This is a genomic window from Mucilaginibacter gilvus, from assembly GCF_004054195.1.
Classification (GTDB): domain Bacteria; phylum Bacteroidota; class Bacteroidia; order Sphingobacteriales; family Sphingobacteriaceae; genus Mucilaginibacter; species Mucilaginibacter gilvus.
This window is the reverse complement of sequence record NZ_SBIW01000003.1, coordinates 318,108-336,910: the sequence shown is the minus strand read 5'-3', so window position 1 is coordinate 336,910 and position 18,803 is coordinate 318,108. Positions and strand designations below refer to the sequence as shown.

At 40.0% G+C, this 18,803-nt stretch carries 20 protein-coding genes and 1 other RNA gene; 10 read left to right on the top strand and 11 right to left on the bottom strand.

The window, feature by feature from the left end; genetic code table 11:
- Positions 1–80 precede the first annotated feature (80 nt).
- Positions 81–1,211: a bifunctional 3-deoxy-7-phosphoheptulonate synthase/chorismate mutase type II gene (locus tag EPL05_RS07455; RefSeq protein ID WP_128533323.1), complete on the bottom strand. Its 1,131-nt coding sequence runs from the start codon at positions 1,209–1,211 to the stop codon at positions 81–83.
- A 115-nt stretch (positions 1,212–1,326) separates the two neighbouring features.
- Positions 1,327–2,226: a prephenate dehydratase gene (locus EPL05_RS07450; RefSeq protein ID WP_128533804.1), complete on the bottom strand. Its 900-nt coding sequence runs from the start codon at positions 2,224–2,226 to the stop codon at positions 1,327–1,329.
- 291 nt (positions 2,227–2,517) lie between these two features.
- Here EPL05_RS07450 and EPL05_RS07445 point away from each other — a divergent pair, with 291 nt between their 5' ends.
- Complete coding sequence (locus tag EPL05_RS07445) at positions 2,518–2,784, top strand: hypothetical protein (RefSeq protein ID WP_128533322.1); 267 nt, start codon at positions 2,518–2,520, stop codon at positions 2,782–2,784.
- Between the two features lie 84 nt (positions 2,785–2,868).
- On the top strand, positions 2,869–3,261 hold the full coding sequence (locus EPL05_RS07440) for a DUF1801 domain-containing protein (RefSeq protein WP_128533321.1): 393 nt from the start codon (positions 2,869–2,871) through the stop codon (positions 3,259–3,261).
- A gap of 3 nt (positions 3,262–3,264) precedes the next feature.
- Here EPL05_RS07440 and EPL05_RS07435 read toward each other — a convergent pair whose 3' ends face one another.
- Both EPL05_RS07435 and EPL05_RS07430 read right to left on the bottom strand, forming a co-directional pair.
- Positions 3,265–3,684 carry a hypothetical protein gene (locus tag EPL05_RS07435; RefSeq protein ID WP_128533320.1) on the bottom strand — a complete coding sequence of 140 codons (420 nt, stop codon included), beginning with the start codon at positions 3,682–3,684 and terminating at the stop codon, positions 3,265–3,267.
- 240 nt (positions 3,685–3,924) lie between these two features.
- The gene (locus EPL05_RS07430; protein ID WP_128533319.1) at positions 3,925–6,357 is read right to left on the bottom strand and encodes an alpha-ketoacid dehydrogenase subunit alpha/beta; all 2,433 of its coding nucleotides are present in this window, start codon (positions 6,355–6,357) and stop codon (positions 3,925–3,927) included.
- Between the two features lie 136 nt (positions 6,358–6,493).
- Here EPL05_RS07430 and EPL05_RS07425 point away from each other — a divergent pair, with 136 nt between their 5' ends.
- The 7 genes from EPL05_RS07425 to EPL05_RS07395 all read left to right on the top strand — a co-directional run bounded on the left by EPL05_RS07425 (position 6,494) and on the right by EPL05_RS07395 (position 12,621).
- On the top strand, positions 6,494–6,904 hold the full coding sequence (locus EPL05_RS07425; RefSeq protein ID WP_128533318.1) for a DUF1573 domain-containing protein: 411 nt from the start codon (positions 6,494–6,496) through the stop codon (positions 6,902–6,904).
- 441 nt (positions 6,905–7,345) lie between these two features.
- Positions 7,346–8,542, top strand: a complete 1,197-nt coding sequence (locus EPL05_RS07420; protein WP_128533317.1) for a pyridoxal phosphate-dependent aminotransferase — start codon at positions 7,346–7,348, stop codon at positions 8,540–8,542.
- Positions 8,543–8,595: 53 nt separating this feature from the next.
- Positions 8,596–9,630, top strand: a complete 1,035-nt coding sequence (locus EPL05_RS07415; protein WP_128533316.1) for an acyltransferase — start codon at positions 8,596–8,598, stop codon at positions 9,628–9,630.
- Between the two features lie 149 nt (positions 9,631–9,779).
- Positions 9,780–10,150, top strand: a transfer-messenger RNA (tmRNA) gene (gene ssrA / locus EPL05_RS07410).
- Between the two features lie 140 nt (positions 10,151–10,290).
- Positions 10,291–10,977, top strand: a complete 687-nt coding sequence (locus EPL05_RS07405) for a hypothetical protein (RefSeq protein WP_128533315.1) — start codon at positions 10,291–10,293, stop codon at positions 10,975–10,977.
- Entirely contained in the window at positions 10,962–11,618 is a 657-nt protein-coding gene (locus EPL05_RS07400) for a hypothetical protein (protein ID WP_128533314.1), read from the top strand. Before EPL05_RS07405 ends, EPL05_RS07400 begins: the two co-directional genes overlap by 16 nt.
- Positions 11,611–12,621, top strand: coding sequence for a ComEC/Rec2 family competence protein (locus EPL05_RS07395; protein WP_166727660.1), 1,011 nt, complete (start codon positions 11,611–11,613; stop codon positions 12,619–12,621). Before EPL05_RS07400 ends, EPL05_RS07395 begins: the two co-directional genes overlap by 8 nt.
- Here EPL05_RS07395 and EPL05_RS07390 read toward each other — a convergent pair.
- The 4 genes from EPL05_RS07390 to EPL05_RS07375 all read right to left on the bottom strand — a co-directional run bounded on the left by EPL05_RS07390 (position 12,610) and on the right by EPL05_RS07375 (position 16,346).
- Entirely contained in the window at positions 12,610–13,479 is an 870-nt protein-coding gene (locus tag EPL05_RS07390; RefSeq protein WP_128533312.1) for a rolling circle replication-associated protein, read from the bottom strand. The genes EPL05_RS07395 and EPL05_RS07390 overlap by 12 nt on opposite strands.
- A 284-nt stretch (positions 13,480–13,763) precedes the next feature.
- Positions 13,764–14,153 carry a helix-turn-helix domain-containing protein gene (locus EPL05_RS07385; protein WP_208394699.1) on the bottom strand — a complete coding sequence of 130 codons (390 nt, stop codon included), beginning with the start codon at positions 14,151–14,153 and terminating at the stop codon, positions 13,764–13,766.
- Between the two features lie 48 nt (positions 14,154–14,201).
- A complete protein-coding gene (locus EPL05_RS07380) occupies positions 14,202–15,104 on the bottom strand; it encodes a hypothetical protein (protein WP_128533311.1) in 903 nt (300 codons plus the stop codon).
- Between the two features lie 12 nt (positions 15,105–15,116).
- Entirely contained in the window at positions 15,117–16,346 is a 1,230-nt protein-coding gene (locus EPL05_RS07375) for a site-specific integrase (protein WP_128533310.1), read from the bottom strand.
- A gap of 496 nt (positions 16,347–16,842) precedes the next feature.
- Here EPL05_RS07375 and EPL05_RS24615 point away from each other — a divergent pair, with 496 nt between their 5' ends.
- A complete protein-coding gene (locus tag EPL05_RS24615) occupies positions 16,843–17,046 on the top strand; it encodes a helix-turn-helix domain-containing protein (RefSeq protein WP_128533802.1) in 204 nt (67 codons plus the stop codon).
- A gap of 53 nt (positions 17,047–17,099) precedes the next feature.
- On the opposite strand, the gene EPL05_RS24205 is transcribed toward EPL05_RS24615, so the two are convergent.
- The 3 genes from EPL05_RS24205 to EPL05_RS07360 form a co-directional block, all read right to left on the bottom strand.
- A complete protein-coding gene (locus EPL05_RS24205; RefSeq protein WP_208394698.1) occupies positions 17,100–17,606 on the bottom strand; it encodes an NAD(P)-dependent oxidoreductase in 507 nt (168 codons plus the stop codon).
- Complete coding sequence (locus EPL05_RS24200; protein WP_208394697.1) at positions 17,582–17,998, bottom strand: Rossmann-fold NAD(P)-binding domain-containing protein; 417 nt, start codon at positions 17,996–17,998, stop codon at positions 17,582–17,584. The genes EPL05_RS24205 and EPL05_RS24200 overlap by 25 nt, the downstream gene beginning before the upstream one ends.
- A 327-nt stretch (positions 17,999–18,325) precedes the next feature.
- Entirely contained in the window at positions 18,326–18,802 is a 477-nt protein-coding gene (locus EPL05_RS07360) for a DUF2214 family protein (RefSeq protein ID WP_128533309.1), read from the bottom strand.
- Position 18,803 lies beyond the last annotated feature (1 nt).

Below are 18,803 nucleotides of genomic sequence, written 5' to 3'. Positions count from 1 at the left end.
ACCCTGCCCTCTCCAGAGGAGAGGGTTCTAAAAAAATATTGTAAAGTCCTCTCCTTTGGAGAGGATTTAGGTGAGGCTCCTTACGCGTGTGTTAATTTTTCTGCTGCCTGGCCTGCTTCGCTTTTGTTCATGATCTCCGTTTGTTTACGGATAGATTCGCTGTGCATCAGCTCCAGTAATTTCTCGGTAAACTCGGTGCTCAGTTTTAAAGCTTTTGCGTAGCTGGTGCGTTTGTGCAAGATCTCGTCCCAACGGTTTACCTGCAAAATGGTGATGTTGTTATCCCTTTTGTGTTGACCAATTTTCTCTACTATCTTCATACGCTCGGCCATTTTTTGGATCACCAGGTCGTCAATTTTGTCTATTTGGTTACGCAGTTCGGCCAATTTATCGTTCAGTTCGGTGTTACGAACTTCCGGTTTACGCAGGTGCAGATTGGTGATGATATCAGACAAGGCGGCAGGCGTAACTTGTTGCGCGGCATCTGTCCAGGCTACGCTTGGGTCGATGTGCGATTCTATCATCAGGCCCTGCATATCAAGGTCTAACGCTTTTTGCGAGATGTAACCGATCAGGTCGCGGTTACCGGTGATATGGCTTGGATCGTTAATGATCGGCAAGTGTGGAGCAAGTGTTTTTAAGCCGATGGCCAGGTCCCACATGGGTTCGTTACGGAAAGCAGACTTTTCGTAAGAAGAGAACCCGCGGTGAATAGCCGCCAGTTTGGTGATACCAGCGTTGTTGATACGCTCTAAAGCGCCAACCCATAAAGAAAGATCGGGGTTAACCGGGTTTTTTACCATTACAGGTACATCAACGCCACGCAGCGCATCAGCAATTTCCTGTACGGTGAACGGGTTAACGGTTGAACGTGCGCCAACCCAAAGGATATCTACACCTGCTTTTAAAGCTTCTTCGACGTGTTTAGCGGTGGCAACTTCAACAGCTGTTGGCAAGCCGGTTTCTGCTTTGGCGCGTTTTAACCACTCCAAACCAATACTGCCGATACCTTCAAATTCTCCGGGACGGGTACGTGGTTTCCAGATACCTGCGCGGAGAGCGCTTATTTTACCTGTTTTAGCTAAAAGGTGAGCGGTAGCCACCAGCTGATCTTCAGTTTCAGCGCTGCATGGGCCGGCAATTACCAATGGTTCGATACCTGTTTTGTTGATCCAGGTATTAAGCGGTTGTATGTTTAAATTAAGTTTCATATCGTTGTTATTTGTCCGGCTAAAATCCGGAAGTAGTTTTTTAATTATATTAGGTTATTGTTATGATTTGGTTCTATTGTTTTCTTTCGGACTTTCCGACCTCCGACACCAGGCTTTATTCTATTTTCTTTATCGTGATATACTTTTTTGCTTTTGTTGGTTTTGGCAGCAGCGGTGCTATTTCTTCCTCGTATCGTTCATACTCGCCCAAAATATTGAAGTTTTGAGTGTATTTTAAGATCTGTCGGATGCAGGCATCGTAATGCTTGGTTTCCGTCCACTCTATGTCTACATAAAAATTATATTCGTTACGCTTACCTAAAACCGGCATGCTTTGAATCTTGCTCATGTTCACGTTCTCCTGCGCGAAGATGTTGAGCACCTTAGCCAGCGAGCCTACCTCATTACTCACCTGGAAACAAAGGGACGCCTTATTGCCGCCTTTCTTTTTAGCATTCTCGTGCGTAGTGAGGATCAAAAAGCGGGTAAAATTCTTTTTGTTCGATTCTATCCGGCGCTCTAAAACATCGAGTCCGTAAAGGTTGGCGGCAAGCGAATTGGCAATGGCAACCGTATCTGTCAGTTGCTCATCGCGGATGCGTTTGGCACAGGCTGCGGTATCGTTGCTCTCTACTATTTTCAGGTTGGGGTATTCATCAAAAAAATCAACACACTGGCGAATAGCAATGGGGTGCGATGTTACGTATTTTACATCCTCAAACTTTACGCCCGGTAAAGCCATCAGGTGCAGCTGTATGGGCACGTATACCTCTCCCACCACCGGGAAGCTGTAGCTCATCAACAGCGAGTAATTGGGCAGGATGCTGCCGGCAATGCTGTTTTCTATGGCCATTACAATGTAGTCGGCCTCGCCGTTCTTCAGCGCCTCGAAGGTTTGTTTAAACGAGTTGCACTCTACCGTGTGGATCTTTTCGCCAAAAAACTTAAATGCGGCCTCCTCGTGGAAGGAAGCGCGGATCCCCTGTATGGCAACTCTTGGTATTTCGGTTTTCATCATTGTGTTAAAGCAAAAAAGTCCCGCCTTTTTGGGCCGGGACTTTTCAGTTTTTTGTATGTTTTGTTAGTACATATCAGTCCCGGCTTTTACTGCTAAAGTAAAAGTAGAAACCATAAAAATATGCACGTGAATTGTTCATTGTTGTTGTTATGCCGTAAATGTACAAGTAAAAATCAATTTGTCAAGAGATAATTTTATTTTTTGTTAAAATTTACAGGCGAACAGAATTTAATTGGGTAAAAAAGCCTAATTTCAGTTTAAATCATTATTTAATATCGCAACAGATATATGGCACAATGGAAACTATGGACATTAGGGGCAGCCGCGGTAATTATCGACTTGGCGGTTTATGCCTTGTTAGGTGTAATAATGATGGGTTATGATGATTCGCATAACGGCACCGAACCGGACTATTACAAATGGTCCAGCTATAAAACTTTAGATAAAGCAGCTGTAATTGGCCTTTGGTTTTGGAACATTGTAAATATCCTATTTTGGGGATATGTTATTTATAGGATTGTTAAGGCGATAAGAAATAAGATTTACGGGGCTTAATTTTGAAAGACGCTTTTTCATAATCACAATAAATATATGCTGGTCTTATAATTTATGTAAATTAGCTAACCAATTTAAGCCCCCATGTCCCCAACCGAATACCTCAGCGAGCAACTCCCCGAACGCCAGCCTATCATGAACGCCATCCACGACGCAATCATGGCCAACGATAAAACCGTAACGCCCGTTGTAGAACCCATGATGGGCAAAGAGATGATCATTTACAAAGAGGCTACAACCATGAAATACGCACTATCGGGCGTAAAAGCGCATATCTCGTTACATTGCCTGCCCATGTATATGAACCCGGCGATACATCAAAAATATGAGCCGTTGCTGCCTTTAGCCAAATTCCAGAAAGGCTGCGTTAATTTTGCCAGTGAGGAAGCGATGCCGATGGATGTAGCCACCCAGTTAATTGCAGATTGCGCCAGGATAAGCATTGTGGCGATGCTGGAGAACAGGAAGAAAAAATGAAAATTAGTTTGTAGAATCTAACTCCAATAACTTATTTATAAAACCTTTTAACTCCGGCAATTCAATATTGAACCCCATCGCGGATATCAAATAGATGAGCAGTAAGAAACAAAATACTAAGAGGCTTTCAACCCTAAAATTGCTATTAATAATATCTGCGATCATTGTATAGCAGGCACCTATCACTACAAAAGCAACTGCGCCAATTAAGAAGACAAACGTGGGGAGTTGGTGTATTATAGTAATTGTGCATAATGTGCCTTCTGGTACGTCAACAAATTGAACTGTCGCCTCCGGTCTAAATCCATTCCTGCCATCCTCTCCTGTGAGCTTAAAACTTCCTAATGATAAAATGCCGCTGAAGACATCCGAATTGCCTGGCTGCCTAAAAAATATTTTCTGGGGAGTGCCAAGTTCGGACAAGTTAAAACCGATGGCCGCCTCAAACTTTCCCTTGATCTGTGTGAAGGTGAGCTTACTATGCAGAATGTATTTTTGATAAGGTAACCAGGCATATGAAATTTTATGAAGTAATTGCCGACATAATATGTTTAGCTCCCAGTCAATTGCCGTGCTGAGGATATTTTAGTCTTGGATTTCACTGGGAAAAAGATTTGACAACTTTTAAAAAGTTGTCAAATCTAAATTTTCAATTATAATCTCTTAATACATCGCCGGATACTTCCCGGGGTTTGCTTCGTTCATTACGCTGTAAACGGCTTCTATCACATCGTCGAGCGATGGCTTGCTGAAGTAATCGCCGTCTGAGCCGTATGGCGGGCGGTGCTCGGCGCCGCAAAGGGTTTTTGGCTGCGCATCCAGTGAGTAATAGCCTTTTTGCTTTTCTATCACTTTTTGCAGGATATAAGCCGAACCTCCACCGGGGATGTCTTCATCAACCACCAGTAGCTTATTGGTTTTACGTAGCGAATTGGCACATACGTTCTCGGTATCAAATGGATACAGGGTTTGCGGGTCAACCACTTCTATATTGATGCCCATTTTCTCCAGTTCCACGGCTGCTTCCATAACAATGCGGAGGGTTGAGCCATAAGTTACTACCGTAATATCGTTGCCTTCCCTTAATATCTCCGCCTTACCCAATGGTACGGTGAACTCGCCAACATTGGTTGGTAGTTTTTCCTTTAAACGGTACCCGTTAAGGCACTCTATTACCAGCGCGGGCTCATCGCCGCGTAGCAGCGTATTGTACATTCCTGCGGCTTGTGTCATATCGCGGGGTACGCAAATGTGCATACCGCGCATGGAGTTTAGGATGGTGCCAAGCGGTGAGCCTGAGTGCCAGATGCCTTCCAGCCGGTGCCCACGCGAGCGGACGATAAGCGGCGCTTTTTGGCCACCACGGGTACGGTAGCTTAAGCTGGCCACATCATCGCTTAAAACAGTGAGGGCATATAACAGGTAATCGAGGTACTGAATCTCGGCAATGGGCCTTAAGCCACGCATGGCCAACCCCAGCCCCTGCCCTATTATGGTAGCTTCGCGGATACCGGTATCGGTGATCCGCAGATCGCTGTATTTAGCTTGCAACCCGGCAAAACCCTGGTTTACATCGCCAATGGCACCTACATCTTCGCCAAAGGCTACAATACTTTTATCGCGCTCGAAATTGGCATCAAAGCAGGCGTTTAGCACTTCGCGGCCATCTAAAAGCCTGGCATCCTCTGCATATTCGGCTTTAACAACCGGCACCAATAGCGGCGAATACGGGGTATCTGTAAATAACTTAGAGTTGAAACGTTCTTTGTTTTTTACAAATTCATCCTTCAGGTAATCGGCCAACACCGTGCGTTCGTGCGAATTTTCGCCAAGTGTGATGCGCAATGCTTTCCGCACGGCAGCAATAGTATCCCTGCGGCCCGGGTCAACGCAGCTTTGCAGTTCGTGCGTTAGCGTGTGTAACTCGTTATGTTTTGGCGAATATTCGGCAATATTCTCTATCAGTTCAACAGCCTCGTCCATTTCGGTTTTTATCTCACCTTCCAGGTCGGCCCATGCCTCTTTCTGGCATTCGCGCACGTGCTTTTTAGCAGTCGCCTCCAGTTCGTCAATATCTTCGGTAGTGATGATGGCCGATTCTATCATCCATTTGCGCATCTGTACCAGGCAATCGTGCTCATCTTCCCAACCCAGCCTGGCTTTTGATTTATAACGCTCGTGCGAGCCCGAGGTAGAGTGCCCTTGTGGCTGGGTCATCTCTATTACGTGTACCATAACCGGTACATGCTCTTCGCGGCAGATCTTGATAGCGCGTTCGTATGTTTCGCAAAGCGCAACATAATCCCAGCCCTTTACTTTAAATATTTCGTAACCGGCACCCCTGGTATCGCGCTGGAAACCTTTTAGTACTTCAGAAATATCTTCTTTGGTGGTTTGCAGCTTGGCCGGGACAGATATCGCGTAAGCATCATCCCATATAGAAATAGCCATTGGCACCTGTAAAACACCTGCGGCATTAAATGTCTCAAAAAACAAACCTTCCGAGGTAGAGCCATTGCCGATAGTACCAAAAGCAACCTCGTTACCGTTAACCGAGAACTGTTTAAGGTATTCCAGCTCTTTATTTTGGCGGTATAGTTTAGATGCATAAGCCAGGCCCAGTAGCCGTGGCATGTGCCCACCTGTAGTAGACAGGTCAGACGCGGTATTTTTTGTTTCGGCCTGGTTTACCCAGTTACCATCTTTATCAACATAACGTGTAGCGTAGTGGCAATTCATTTGCCTGCCTGCCGATGCCGGGTCTTTCTCAATATCAGGGTGCGCGTATAACTGCGCGAAGAACTCCTTAAGGTTACTCATACCAGTGGCAAACATAAAAGTCTGGTCGCGGTAGTAGCCTGCGCGCCAATCGCCATTGCGGAAAACTTTGGCCATAGCCAGCTGAGCAACTTCTTTACCGTCGCCAAAAATGCCAAACTTGGCTTTACCTGTAAGTACTTCCCTGCGGCCCAAAATACTGGCCTGCCTGCTCTCGTAACCAACGCGGTAATCGTTGACCACAATTTTTTTGAAATCATCAAAACTGAGTTCGGCAGCTTTTAGTTCATTGCCATGGTGTATTACAGTTTCGGGCATACAATATTTTGTTTAGGCGGTAAAATTATAAAATTCTATTCTGTTTTTGTAATTGGTATTAGTAAAACATATAGTTTGTGCAATAGTTTTTAATTTACGTTAAACCTTTTATATTTGTAAGAATCAAACAGGAACCATGAAAAAAATAATGATGATTTGCGCAGTGTTTTTAGGCCTTGCCTTCACTGCAAATACCGCGATGGCGCAGGATGATACCAAAGCCGAGTTTAAATTCACCGAAGAAAAACACGATTTCGGTAAAATACCAAAGGGTATACCCGTTACCACCGTATTTGAGTATACCAACGTTGGCCAGGAGCCTCTTATTTTAACCGATGTACGCCCTACCTGTGGCTGTACCATTGCCGATTATACCAAAACACCGGTATTAAAAGGCGGTAAAGGTTCAATTAAGATCACTTACAATGCAGCTGGTGTATCGGCATTTAACAAAACCATTGTAGTTACATCAAACTCTAAAACCCCAACCAAATATTTAATTATATCTGGCGAAGTTGTTGAGAAAGTAACAGCAAGTAGTAAATAAATATCCACCCCTGTCCCCTCCAAATGAGAGGGAGTGAAAATATTAAAGGCACCGATTTTATCGGTGCCTTTTTTTTGTTTATAGTTCTGATAATCGCCCCACTTTTATCATTCCGCGGTAAACACTATGCGAATCGTACAACCCAGCCCGTCCTGAAATAGGTGTTCCAAAAAAGTGTTTTACCTTGTTTTGAGTCGAATTTGTATTTTTTGTTAATTACTTTATTATCAGTAACTTATAAGGATTACTTAACGAACAGGGGTATTCCAAAGTGTTTCATGAAAAACTGTAAAATGCTGATTATCAATATTGTTTTAAAAATAAGTGTTCCACATTTAAATTGGAACACTTCCGCGTAAAAAAGGCCCGCAGATCTTTTGCAAGGCCAAAAGGCTTTACAATGGCGCTTATTGGGCTATATTTTTTTACTAATTTTGCACCATGCCAAAAATTTCTCAAAAGGGAGAGCGGATGCCTGCCTCACCTATACGTAAACTAACACCATTTGCCGATAAAGCTAAGCTGGACGGCAAAAAAGTATACCATTTAAACATTGGCCAGCCGGATATTGAAACCCCGGAAGGGATGCTGAACGCCATTAAAAATATAGATTTTAAGGTATGGGCTTACACGCCGTCTGAAGGCACGCTGAGCTATCGCAAAAAACTTACAGAATATTATAACAAACTGGGCTACAACATTACGCCCGAAAATATAATTGTTACCACCGGCGGCTCGGAAGCGATCACTATTGCGATGATGAGTTGCCTGGATGATGGCGACGAAGTAATTATCCCCGAGCCCTTTTATGCAAACTATAACGGCTTTGCCAACCAAACCGATGTGGTGGTAAAACCCATTTTATCGTTTATAGATAACGGTTTCGCGCTGCCTCCTATCAGTGAGTTTGAGAAACTGATAGGTCCTAAAACAAAGGCGATCATTATTTGCAATCCTAATAACCCAACAGGTTACCTGTATTCGCAAGCAGAGCTGGATGGATTGAAAGAGCTGGCGTTGAAATACGACCTGTACATTTTCAGCGATGAAGCTTATCGCGAATTTTGCTATGATGGCCGCACTTTCATATCCCCCATGCATCTGGATGGACTGGACGAGAACGTAATTGTAATGGATACCGTAAGCAAGCGTTACAGCGCCTGCGGTGCCCGTTTAGGTTGCCTTATCACCAAAAACAAAGCGGTTATTGCAGCAGGTTTAAAATTTGCACAGGCACGGCTTTCTGCAGGTATGGTAGAGCAAATTGCAGGCGAAGCAGCCGTGGATACCCCGGATGAATATTTTACCGCCGTTAATAAAGAGTATACCCTACGCCGCAATACCCTGGTATCGGCATTGAATAAAATTGAAGGCGTGTACTGCCCTAACCCCGGCGGCGCATTCTATGTGGTGGCCAAATTCCCGATAGATAACGCTGATAAATTTTGCCAGTGGATGCTGGAAAGTTTTAGTTACGAAAACCAAACCGTAATGATGGCACCTGCTACCGGCTTTTACAGCACACCCGGCGCCGGCACTAACGAAGTGCGCATGGCCTATGTACTGAATAATAATGACCTTAACAAAGCGATGGTTTGCTTAGCTGAAGGCCTGAAAGCATATCCGGGAAGAGTTTAATCAGTTTGCAGTTCGCTTTGTATACATTCATACACCAATGAACTATTGAACCAGTGAACCAAATCAAACTAAGCTGGATTAGCAACCTGCGACTGATAGCCATGTTGGCCGTGGTGGTTTTGCATACGGCATCGCCCCTGCTTTTCAATTATAAAACGTCTGCACTGGGCAATTGGATGGCTGCGGATGTTTACAACGCAGCGGTCAGGTTTGCGGTGCCTGTATTCGTGATGATTACAGGGGCATTGCTATTGGGGAAGGATTATGAACTGGGCGATTTTCTGAAGAAACGGCTTGGCCGGTTGCTCCTCCCCTTCCTGTTCTGGAGCCTGGTTTATGTGGCGTACCAATGGTATGAAGAAATTATTTATTTCCATGGCGGGCTATGGGGCAATATTAACCTGGTATTACATCAGCTTAAAATTGGCAGTTCCTATCATTTATGGTATGTATACTTGTTAGTGGGGCTATATTTAATTATCCCCATCATCAGCAAATTTGTGCGGAACGCCTCAGAGAAAGAACTCCTGTACTTTTTGGCGATCTGGTTTATTACGATACTGATAAGCAACCCCTACCTCACCCGTTTTGAAACAGCTGTAGAACTACGTTATTTTAGCGGATACATCGGTTACCTGGTACTCGGCTATTATTTAGCGAATAAACAATTCAATTTCCCCGGTGTGGTTTTTATAGCGGTTTTAGTATTCATCTGCTTCGCAATTATTGCCACCATCGGCACTTTTTACGTAGTGGTGAAGACAAAAGAATTGAGCACTTATTTTTACGAACCGGTGGGGCCATTTGTGGTGATGCTGTCTGCCAGTGCATTCCTCATCGCAAAGAACACCGTTATAAGGCTACCCATCAAGTTCATCCTCATTTGCGAAAACGCCGGCAAATACACCCTTGGTATTTACTTTGTCCACGCACTGATATTGAACATTTTAGAACTGAACGGTATCACCTACCAGGTATTTAATCCTTGGCTCAGCATACCTGCTGTGGCTGTGTTATGCTTTTTAATATCGTGGTTATTGGTGTGGCTGATGAGCAAAATACCAGTGCTAAAATATTTGGTTGTGTAGCAATCAGTTTGCGGCGCTTGGTTGGCAGTTTGCAAATCCAATCAATTACATCTGTGTAATCGGGCTTTTCAGGTCGGCAAAATCCAAAAATAAGCGTATCTTTGCCTTATCTGCAAACTGGAAACAGCTATCTGTAAACTCTAAAAAATGGGGTCGACCGGAATTGACAGGATGGAGATAAATAAGTAAGCATGCAGCGCGTTGGGTGAATTAGCGCTAAAATCTGAACGCTCAAACTTACAAATGGCGAAAATAACTACGCCTTAGCTGCCTAATTTAGAATTAGCATAGCTTTTGTCCCGCCGGTTCTCTGTTCTGTTGGATCGGCAACCGGGGCATCGAAAAACGGAAATAGCCTGCTTAAAGGTGTGGTAAGCAAGCGAAACAAAGCACCTAAGGATTAAGGTATAGGTAAGCGGTTAACCTTCCATAGTCCCTACAATTAAATAACAGCTAAGCATGTAGAAAGCTTACCTTATACCATGTTTGGACGAGGGTTCGAATCCCTCCGGCTCCACTTAACGATCAAGCAATCGCCTTTAAATCAAGTATTTAGGGGCGATTCTTGTTTTAGGGGACGAATAAGGGGACGAATAAAATTAAGAAAAAATAACATTTTGTCGTTTTTGGTTCATTAATTTTGCTTAACTCTGTAAAACTATGGCAATCATCCAATCTTTTCACCAATTTGAAATTCGATTTACGCCAATTTTAAATTTTCATATTTTATCTAGAACAATTATTGCTCCCTATTTAACTAGAACTAGCTCAGTAAATATTGAAAATGAAAATTTAATCAAACAAAGGATTACATTAATTTTTGATAGTGAAGGTTTTAATATTTCTTTGTTTTGGGACCGAATTATATTTCAAACATCTAGTAATTTAAAAAATTTAGCTGAAAGTAATTCTATTGTTGAAGAACCTTTTTTTTCCATTTTTAAAAAGATTACTTCATTAGATGAATTTGGTAATATTTTAAATTGCCTATTTAATATCGTTACCATCAATGTAAATGCCGATTATAAATTGGAAAACTTCAAAAAAGTATTCTTAAAGGATGATTTAAATGAAATTCTACCATATAAAGATGTTGCTATAACTTTAAATGAAATAGTCAATAATAATGTAACGGAAGTGTCATTTGGTCCATACGTAGGTATTGAAGATTTGACTAATAGGAAAATTAAATACTCATTAATACACGAAGAAGAATTACGAACGGCAGGAGGGGTTTTCTCAGATCTAAAAATTGTTGACGAAGTAGATTCAGTCGATTTTAAAACCTACCAAGGCTTTGCTGAAAAGGCAAATATCGTATTAACTAGAATATGGAAAAGAATGTAATCGATAACCTTGTTATCACTGAAATTGATTATAAAGACGAAGTCTTACCGAAAAGGGTGTCGTTTAACGAAAAGTTTATACACTTAGATTTTGTTTATTCTCTTTATAAAATTAAGGCAATTGACCATATACGCGAACGTCGTATATACTCTGAAATTAAGGATTGGGATAATTCAAAAGGCTGTGGGGTGCAATACCTGTTTGAGCCGTGCGATAAGTTTTCGCATGGTTTAAAGGCAAAATCTGAGGAAACATTAATAAAAAATGAGCCAAAAGATGACTTGTTTAAATCACGTGCTGTAATTATTAACGAAAAATGGGCGAATATTGTCAATCTACAAGCTTTAGTTGTATCCTTTAACAATGACTTAGTACAGTGCGAATGCTTAATTGACAAAGAACAAAAGATTTTTCAAACACGTTCTTTTCCCGCCGTTGTTTTTGAAAGTATCGACCATCTAAAAAAAGGCCAGCCTGTATTGATTAGTATAAAGTCAAAATCGGGATCTATTAGAATTGATGTCGTAGACGGCAAAAACTTCGTCGACCTAAGTTTATTTGAGATGAATGATTCATGGGAAAGGCTCGAAACTGCGTTCAAAAAGGCATCAATTAAAGTATTTAAATCTGAAAATGCTTGAGGTTAAATTTTTAAATGTTAACCAAGGCGACTCTATCATTATCCACTGGTCTAAACCTGATAGATTGGGCACAATTTTATTAGATTGCAATTTAACTATTAATGGCAATGAAACCATAAATTACATTAAGGATAACTCTATAACCGAAATTGATTACGTCATTTTATCACACCCCCATCACGACCATTATTCGGGAATGGTTGAATTGTTAGATTATTGTATTTCTAACTCAGTAAATATTAAATATTTTCTTTATACGGGGAGTTCTCAGCCTGAAATGATAAGGACTATTTCGAGAGCCTCGCCAAAGGCTTCAAGTGATATTTATAAATTATTTCACTCAATTATCACTCATTACAATGCCAAACACTTCGATTTGGGTATAATCTCAGTCGGTCCGAATAGCGATGTAAAGCTAAATGATGATTTAACTTTAACTTTCCTTTCACCAACATTTTTTGAAGAACAAAAGTTCATTAAAGGAATCAAGTTAAATGCGTATGTTGACAGCGATGTGAAAAACCATCCGGCAGCAAACTGGCTTTCGACGGCTATTAAGATTCATACTTCTAATTGGTATGTTTTATTAACGAGTGATTGCTTAAAGGAAACATTGATTCGACTAGACAAAACCACCTTAAGGGATTGTGAAAAGTCTCTTAGAGTCGCCCAAAGCGCTCATCATGGAGCGCAGAGTAGTCACAATAATACATTTTGGAGCAAAAGAAAAAAATTAGAGGATACCAAAATAGTTTTTTCAGTAGGTGATAACATTTACAGGCATCCAAATAGCGATGTAGTAAAATATTTCGAAGAGAATTCGTTTAAAATTCACTCGACAAATAACATCGGTACACTTAAACAAATTAGTATCAACAAAGCAGTAAAAGTTGTCATGAGTCACATTGAAACATTCAGTGCGCCAAGTCAACACCCAAAATATTCTAGCGATTATTACGGTCATCAAGAATTTAAAATTGACACAAACGGCTCATTTGTTTAGTATATTTTTCTCATCCAATTTCGCATAAATTTTAATTGATTTTTGGTTTAACGGAATAAAATGTAAAGTGCACCTCTCTGAATAAGCTTCATAAATATTATCCCCTTCTAACTTATAGGCATTATCTAAAAATTCTGCCTTGGTATAGAAGTCAGTATAGAGTTGACTTATCTTCTTTGAGCAGTTCCACACCTGGCATTTAAACTCGTCTGTATTCTTAGATATGTACTTGGTTAGGTATAACTGAATAGCTTTGATATTTTCTTTGTTTATACGCCTTATATCGAAGGCGGAGGAGGGCTTAAAACCCTCCTCACGTGGGACAACTCCATTATCCCGCTGAAGTGTTAGCCAGTAGTTCCAATACTTGTCTATATCCCAACTTTTATTGGTCACAATATGAAAGTGAATGTTCCCTGCAAAAGTTGTGTTTTTTAGTTGCCGCTCTGCAACCCATATATATTGAAAATCCTCGCTTCTCTTCTTGGTGTTGTCTAAAAATTTACGGAGTATAATAATCGCTTTTTCGTCGGCCACTTGGTTTACGAATGTTAAAGCTAGAAAGTTCAGCTTATTGTATACACGGGAAAATGCAATCAACTTTTTGCGAATCTTAGTCTTAGTCCGTTGCGACATTTTGAATGTCTTATCGGGATCTTTATTCTTACCTTTCTTGCGATCTTCATTAATAAGAATATTGGAGGCGGCACCCTCCGCAGAAAAACCGAATTTAGTTTTGGGTTTAGGGTTGCTTTTGGGGCGATCTAAAGATGAACCGCTAAACTTGTTTTCGTAGCCTGCGGCACGTTCGGGAATGTCCAGAACTAACGTACAGCCATAGGTGTTTTTTAAAATCATAGAATCTGAATAGTTGCAGGTTTATAAATACCATAAAGGTTTAAAGGTGAATTTTAAAGGTTAAAAAAAAAGCTACTGACTAAGTAGCTTTCAGAAAAGGAGGCGGCTGAACATCTCTTCTTATCCTTTGGAGATATTCTCTTGTTCGCCTATCGTAAACATTGATATATTCCCAGTTACCAAACTTTTGATTCAAGAACTTTACAAAGCCGTCCAGCTTGTGGACGTAGTTCCATTTCTTGGCTGACTTATCGGGAAAGAAAGCAATAACGGTGTAATCATTTTTATGCTGCACGGTTCCCGCCTTTCCTGTTAACAGCGTTAAAATTGCGTTCCGTTAAAGCGAGTTCAATCTCCTCTGCTTTGTACCTTACTTTCCCACCCATGCGGTAAGATTTTATAAGTCCTTCTTTAGTGTAGTTATGTAAAGTAGGGAGCGAGATTTGGAGTTGTTTGGAAACCTCTCCCCTTGTTAAATAAACGGTTGTATCTTTAGGTGCAGGGTTGCTTTTTTTACCGTTCCCAATCGGTAACCCATTAAAGTAGAACTCCGAACCACTTTCCAGCTTTCTGCCAAATTGCTCCTCAAATATTTCGGTAAAAAAATCCTTTAAATCTCCCAGGCTAAGACCCGTAAACATTACAGGTTGCTTATAATTATTATTTGTTTTCATGCCACAAGATTACTATCAAGCCGCCCCATGGGTAGTAAAGTTGGGGTACTACAGTTTTCCTGTTTTTAACTTAAGTATATCATTTTGAACGGTTTGATATTCTTTGTTTAAGCCTGATTCTTTCAACAAATTTGCTATTTCTTGCAAATGTTTTTCGTTCTTAATTTCTCTTAACTGGTTACCAATGAAATTCGGCAAAGCTTTCCGTATATTTTCCTTATCTCCATTTAGCAGAATTGAAAATAGCGATGATTTCTTGTTATCGCTTAAATCGAACTTGTCAAGAATGCCCAAGTAATGCAACAATAAAAGTTGTTTAGGCAGCGTAGTAACTTCCTTTTTGCTCTTTTTTTCATTTAAACTATCTAACTGATCATTTAAAAATATGTGGTATTGAGCGTAAACCATTCCATTATTTAACGGAACTAAAAGGTAGGGCGAATACACCTCTTTATCAAACTCGACAACTTTACCATTTAGATAACAATCCTTGTAAGCTTTTACAAAACACTCGCGCTGAACATTATTATTGTCAGGGTGGTTCCAAAATGATCGACCCAACATTTGTGGCTTTACAATCTCAGGTCGAGATGTTAAATTAATTTCTTCAATTACTGTCGAAATCTCAAACTGAATAAATTTTTTCTTATCCACAACATTTAAAATATCGTTGAAGAATTTTGACCTCAACCCTTCAATTGTTAAAACAACGTTTGCGAAAGGATTTTTACTTTTCGTTATCTCATCCTCTAAAATCAATTTGTTCAAATCTTCAAATTCTTTAGGAGTGTTAGGATTAATTTTGAATTGAGGATTATCAGAAACATAAAGGCTATAATTCTCTAAAAGCGTATTCTTCCAAAAGGCATATTTGTCTTTGACAGTTTTCAGCTCTCTAAAGTCAAATTCAAATTTGGCAATCTGTTCTTTTGTAAATTCAGTAGTGAACATTGGACTAAGTGATTATTTGAAGAAAGGATGATTAAGAAGCTTGTTAGCATTCTGTTCTTGAGTTACACGAATATATTGTAAAAATACTTTTTCAGATTTATGACCTGTAATTTTCATTATGGTTATTGCGGGAACATCCGCCAGGTACAGATTTGTAGCAAAACTTCGCCGAGCCGTATGAGTACTTATGAGTTCATACTTTTCAGAAACTTGTTTCTGCCTTACTCCTCCTTTGGTAATACCCGTTTCAATATCAGAGTTAAGATTTGCAAGCTTGCCAATTTCTTTAAGATACTGATTAGTATTTTGATTTGATATTGGCTTTGGTAAAATGTAGTCATATTTTTCGAGTATGCTTTTAACAACTCGCCCAATAGGGATTACTACGGTTTCTTTGGTTTTTTGGGTGCTAATTTTAAGTTTATTTTCCTCTAAAATATTTTCCTTTTTAATTTGTGAGTAGTCCGAAAATCTAAGGCCAGTATGACAACCTATTAAAAACAAATCACGAGTTCTATCTAAATATGGCTTGGCCGACAAATCTAAATCGACCAGTTTTTGTATATCCTCTTGGCTTAAATAAATTTTATCGGAATCCTCTCTAAACCCCTTAAACTTTTTCTTTTTAAATTCAAGGTTTGTATTTAATCCCCGTTCTGTGGCTTCATTCAAAAAGGTTTTTAATGTTTTAATGTTCTTGCCGATCGTATTTGCAGAAAGATTAATATCCTTCATTAAGTAGATCACATAATCATTATAGAATTCTAAATCTATGGTGTCAAAGTCGACCCGTTTTTGCTTTACTTTCGAATAGTTCTTGAGATGATTGAATGTAGTTCTATAAATCTTTACACTCCCGATTGCTTTAAAGGACTTGCTATCTTCAATATATTTCTCAATAAAATTGAATAGAGAAATTTTCTTTTTTGCCTCTCTTATTTCTAACTCTATTTCTAACTGCTCTTTTAACTTTTCGGTAGTGATCTCAATACCGTCATTCAGCAATTTCCGATAGGAATTATTCACGGCATTTTCAATTTTGCGCAGCCTCGAATTAAATTCAGTATGTTCAGGATTTTGTTTTGACTCCTTCGCTCTCTGATTTGCGGGATTCCAAAACTTAGGGCTGATCTTTTCGCCAGTAGAATATTTTAGCCTGTTGTAATTGAAATTGTAAAACAGGTAGACAAGTGTCTTATCTGTAGCCTTCGGTTCTTTAAGAACAAATTTCGCCTCTGCCATTCGATTAATTTAGATAACCGAATATAAGAACAATTTTAATTGGGGGACAAACGAGGGGACAAAAAAACTTTATTTCACTTGGCTTTATTTAATCTGCCTTAATTTTAAAGGTTAAAAAAAAGTATGATTATAGCTGAAATTGAGTATAAAATAGCGAAATCTAATGAAACGACAAAAATAACATTCGAGTTCCTCCGGCTCCACCCGAAGGGATAATCGTTAGATTATCCCTTTTTTTTTCAATTTCAAGCAATCCTTTTTCTTTCATTATCAGATAGTTATGATCCAACCCAGGGAGCATAGTCGGTGTTCGATAGATACCATTTTGGTAGTACAAATTGACTCAAAGCGAATGCTTCGGTATATTGAATGATTCGCAAATTTAGTATTTACGTTTCGTTTTTACTTATATTTGAGGAATGGGAAAACAGTACCGAAACCAAAACTTTATCAACCAGATTATCGAAAAGATATCTGAAATAAGAAGGTAAAAGGTATAGTTCATGAGGATATAGTTGACAGGACAGGTTTTACTCAAAAACAAGTATGGAAGATTTTAAGTGGCGAAAGCAATTTAACGATCTCCACATTGGAAGCTTTAGCAAAGGCCTTAGAGGTTCATCCGAGGGAACTATTAGATTTCCATTTTGAATTGCCTAAAAACTCTCCTACCAGAAAAGAACGAAGAACGAAGTCTTAAGACTTGGAACATAATTCCATATGTTTTATTGAGCAACTGACCCAATTCAAATGCTATACATTAAGGTAATTCTTGATGTTCTCAATCACCTTTTGCGCTAACCGTTTTTTTGCCTCCATCGTCCAACCTGACACAACATCGCTTGAAATGATTCGCTCATACTCACCAAATTCTTGTTTAAATTGGCCAATACCGTCGCCGTCAAAAATCGAGAAGTTGCTGGGTATTTGCATCCATTTCAAGAATGACGATTTTTCAAATGTTAGGCCTAATGAAGTGTTGATCAGAATTTTGCCTTCTCCAAACAGGTTAAATTCTCTTTCGGTTAAAACTACAGAGCTTTTTGGGAGATGTATGGAAATTATTTCCGACTGTTTTAAAAGCTCATCCAAAGGCAAATATTTTAGCCCACTGTCTTCAGCTTCTTCCTTTCTGGTACGGCTATAGTAACTTACATCCATTTTAAATACCAATGCTCTATCTGCCAACATCCTCCCTGTTGTACCGAGCCCGATAATTCCGATTTTTCTGTTCGTTAATTCAACCTGCCCTCTTTCCATTGATGGGGACCTATGCCTTTTACCAGCCTGATCAATTCAGCTAATATATATTCTACCAAACCCTCATCGCCATAGTCCCGCACACCTTTTACAACAATATTGTTTTCCCGGGCAAACTTAATATCCACATTGGCCGATGCTTCATCATATAAACTGCAACACATACCAACATACTTTAAGCCGGGGCATTTTTTTAGGACATCTTCAGAGATACGCGTATTCCAGGATACTAAAGCACATTCCGAATCGTCAACTCTCTTTATTATTTCTGATTCGGTTTTAGGGATATCATCATATTTTATCACTCCTCCAACTGCAAATTGTTCGAGTTCGCGGATCGCCCGACTTCCTAACCCAGTATCATCCACTATTACGATTTTGTTGAATGGCATTTTTATTAAAATAAATGAAGTTTCAAAGCTAGCAAAGGGCGCGGATGAAATCCTTTTCAGCCCTTTTATTGACAGTGCTTGTTCGTTAAAAAAAGTCAACTCCCTGGGTTTGTCTTTCTTATTCGTATAACAAACATCTGAGTCACTGCAATGCTTACCAATGGTCAAATGTACAGACCGCACGACCAAGTGATCTTAGGCATTGCACGGGAGCAACGGCTTTGAACTTACACAGATCTACGGCACATCATATTTCCCAACGACTGAAGAACCTAATCGGTTAATATAAAGCGTTTAGATGTAACCGACTTTCTTAATATAATAGCTCTAATTAGGTTTAAAGACCGCCAGCGCAACAATGGCGAGGAAAAACAACAGCTGAATGCTATAAAAAATATTAATTTTAATTATGCGGTCTTTGCTTTCCTCGCAGTTATCGATACTGTTTGTAAGCCAGCTATTTTGCAAATGCTTCATCTGCTTGCCTCCAAATAACATACCATTTAGTGCAAGCAGAACAACCAGTGATAACTTTAGCTGAAGCCATAACTGATGAAGAAAAATACCAGCGGTTATCCAAGCCAGGCCTATACCGGATATGGTCAATAATATACCGCCTGCAGTTAAAACTGCCGTTAAGCTTGACAGAAGCTTCATAATACCGTCCGGCACTTGCTTATTAACTTTGACCTGAACGGTCAAAATACGAAAAGCGACAAATTCGGTGACTGTTGTTCCAACCATTAATACAAGGCCGGAAAGATGTGCGATCAGCAGCAGTTTTTGCATCGTTAATATACTCATA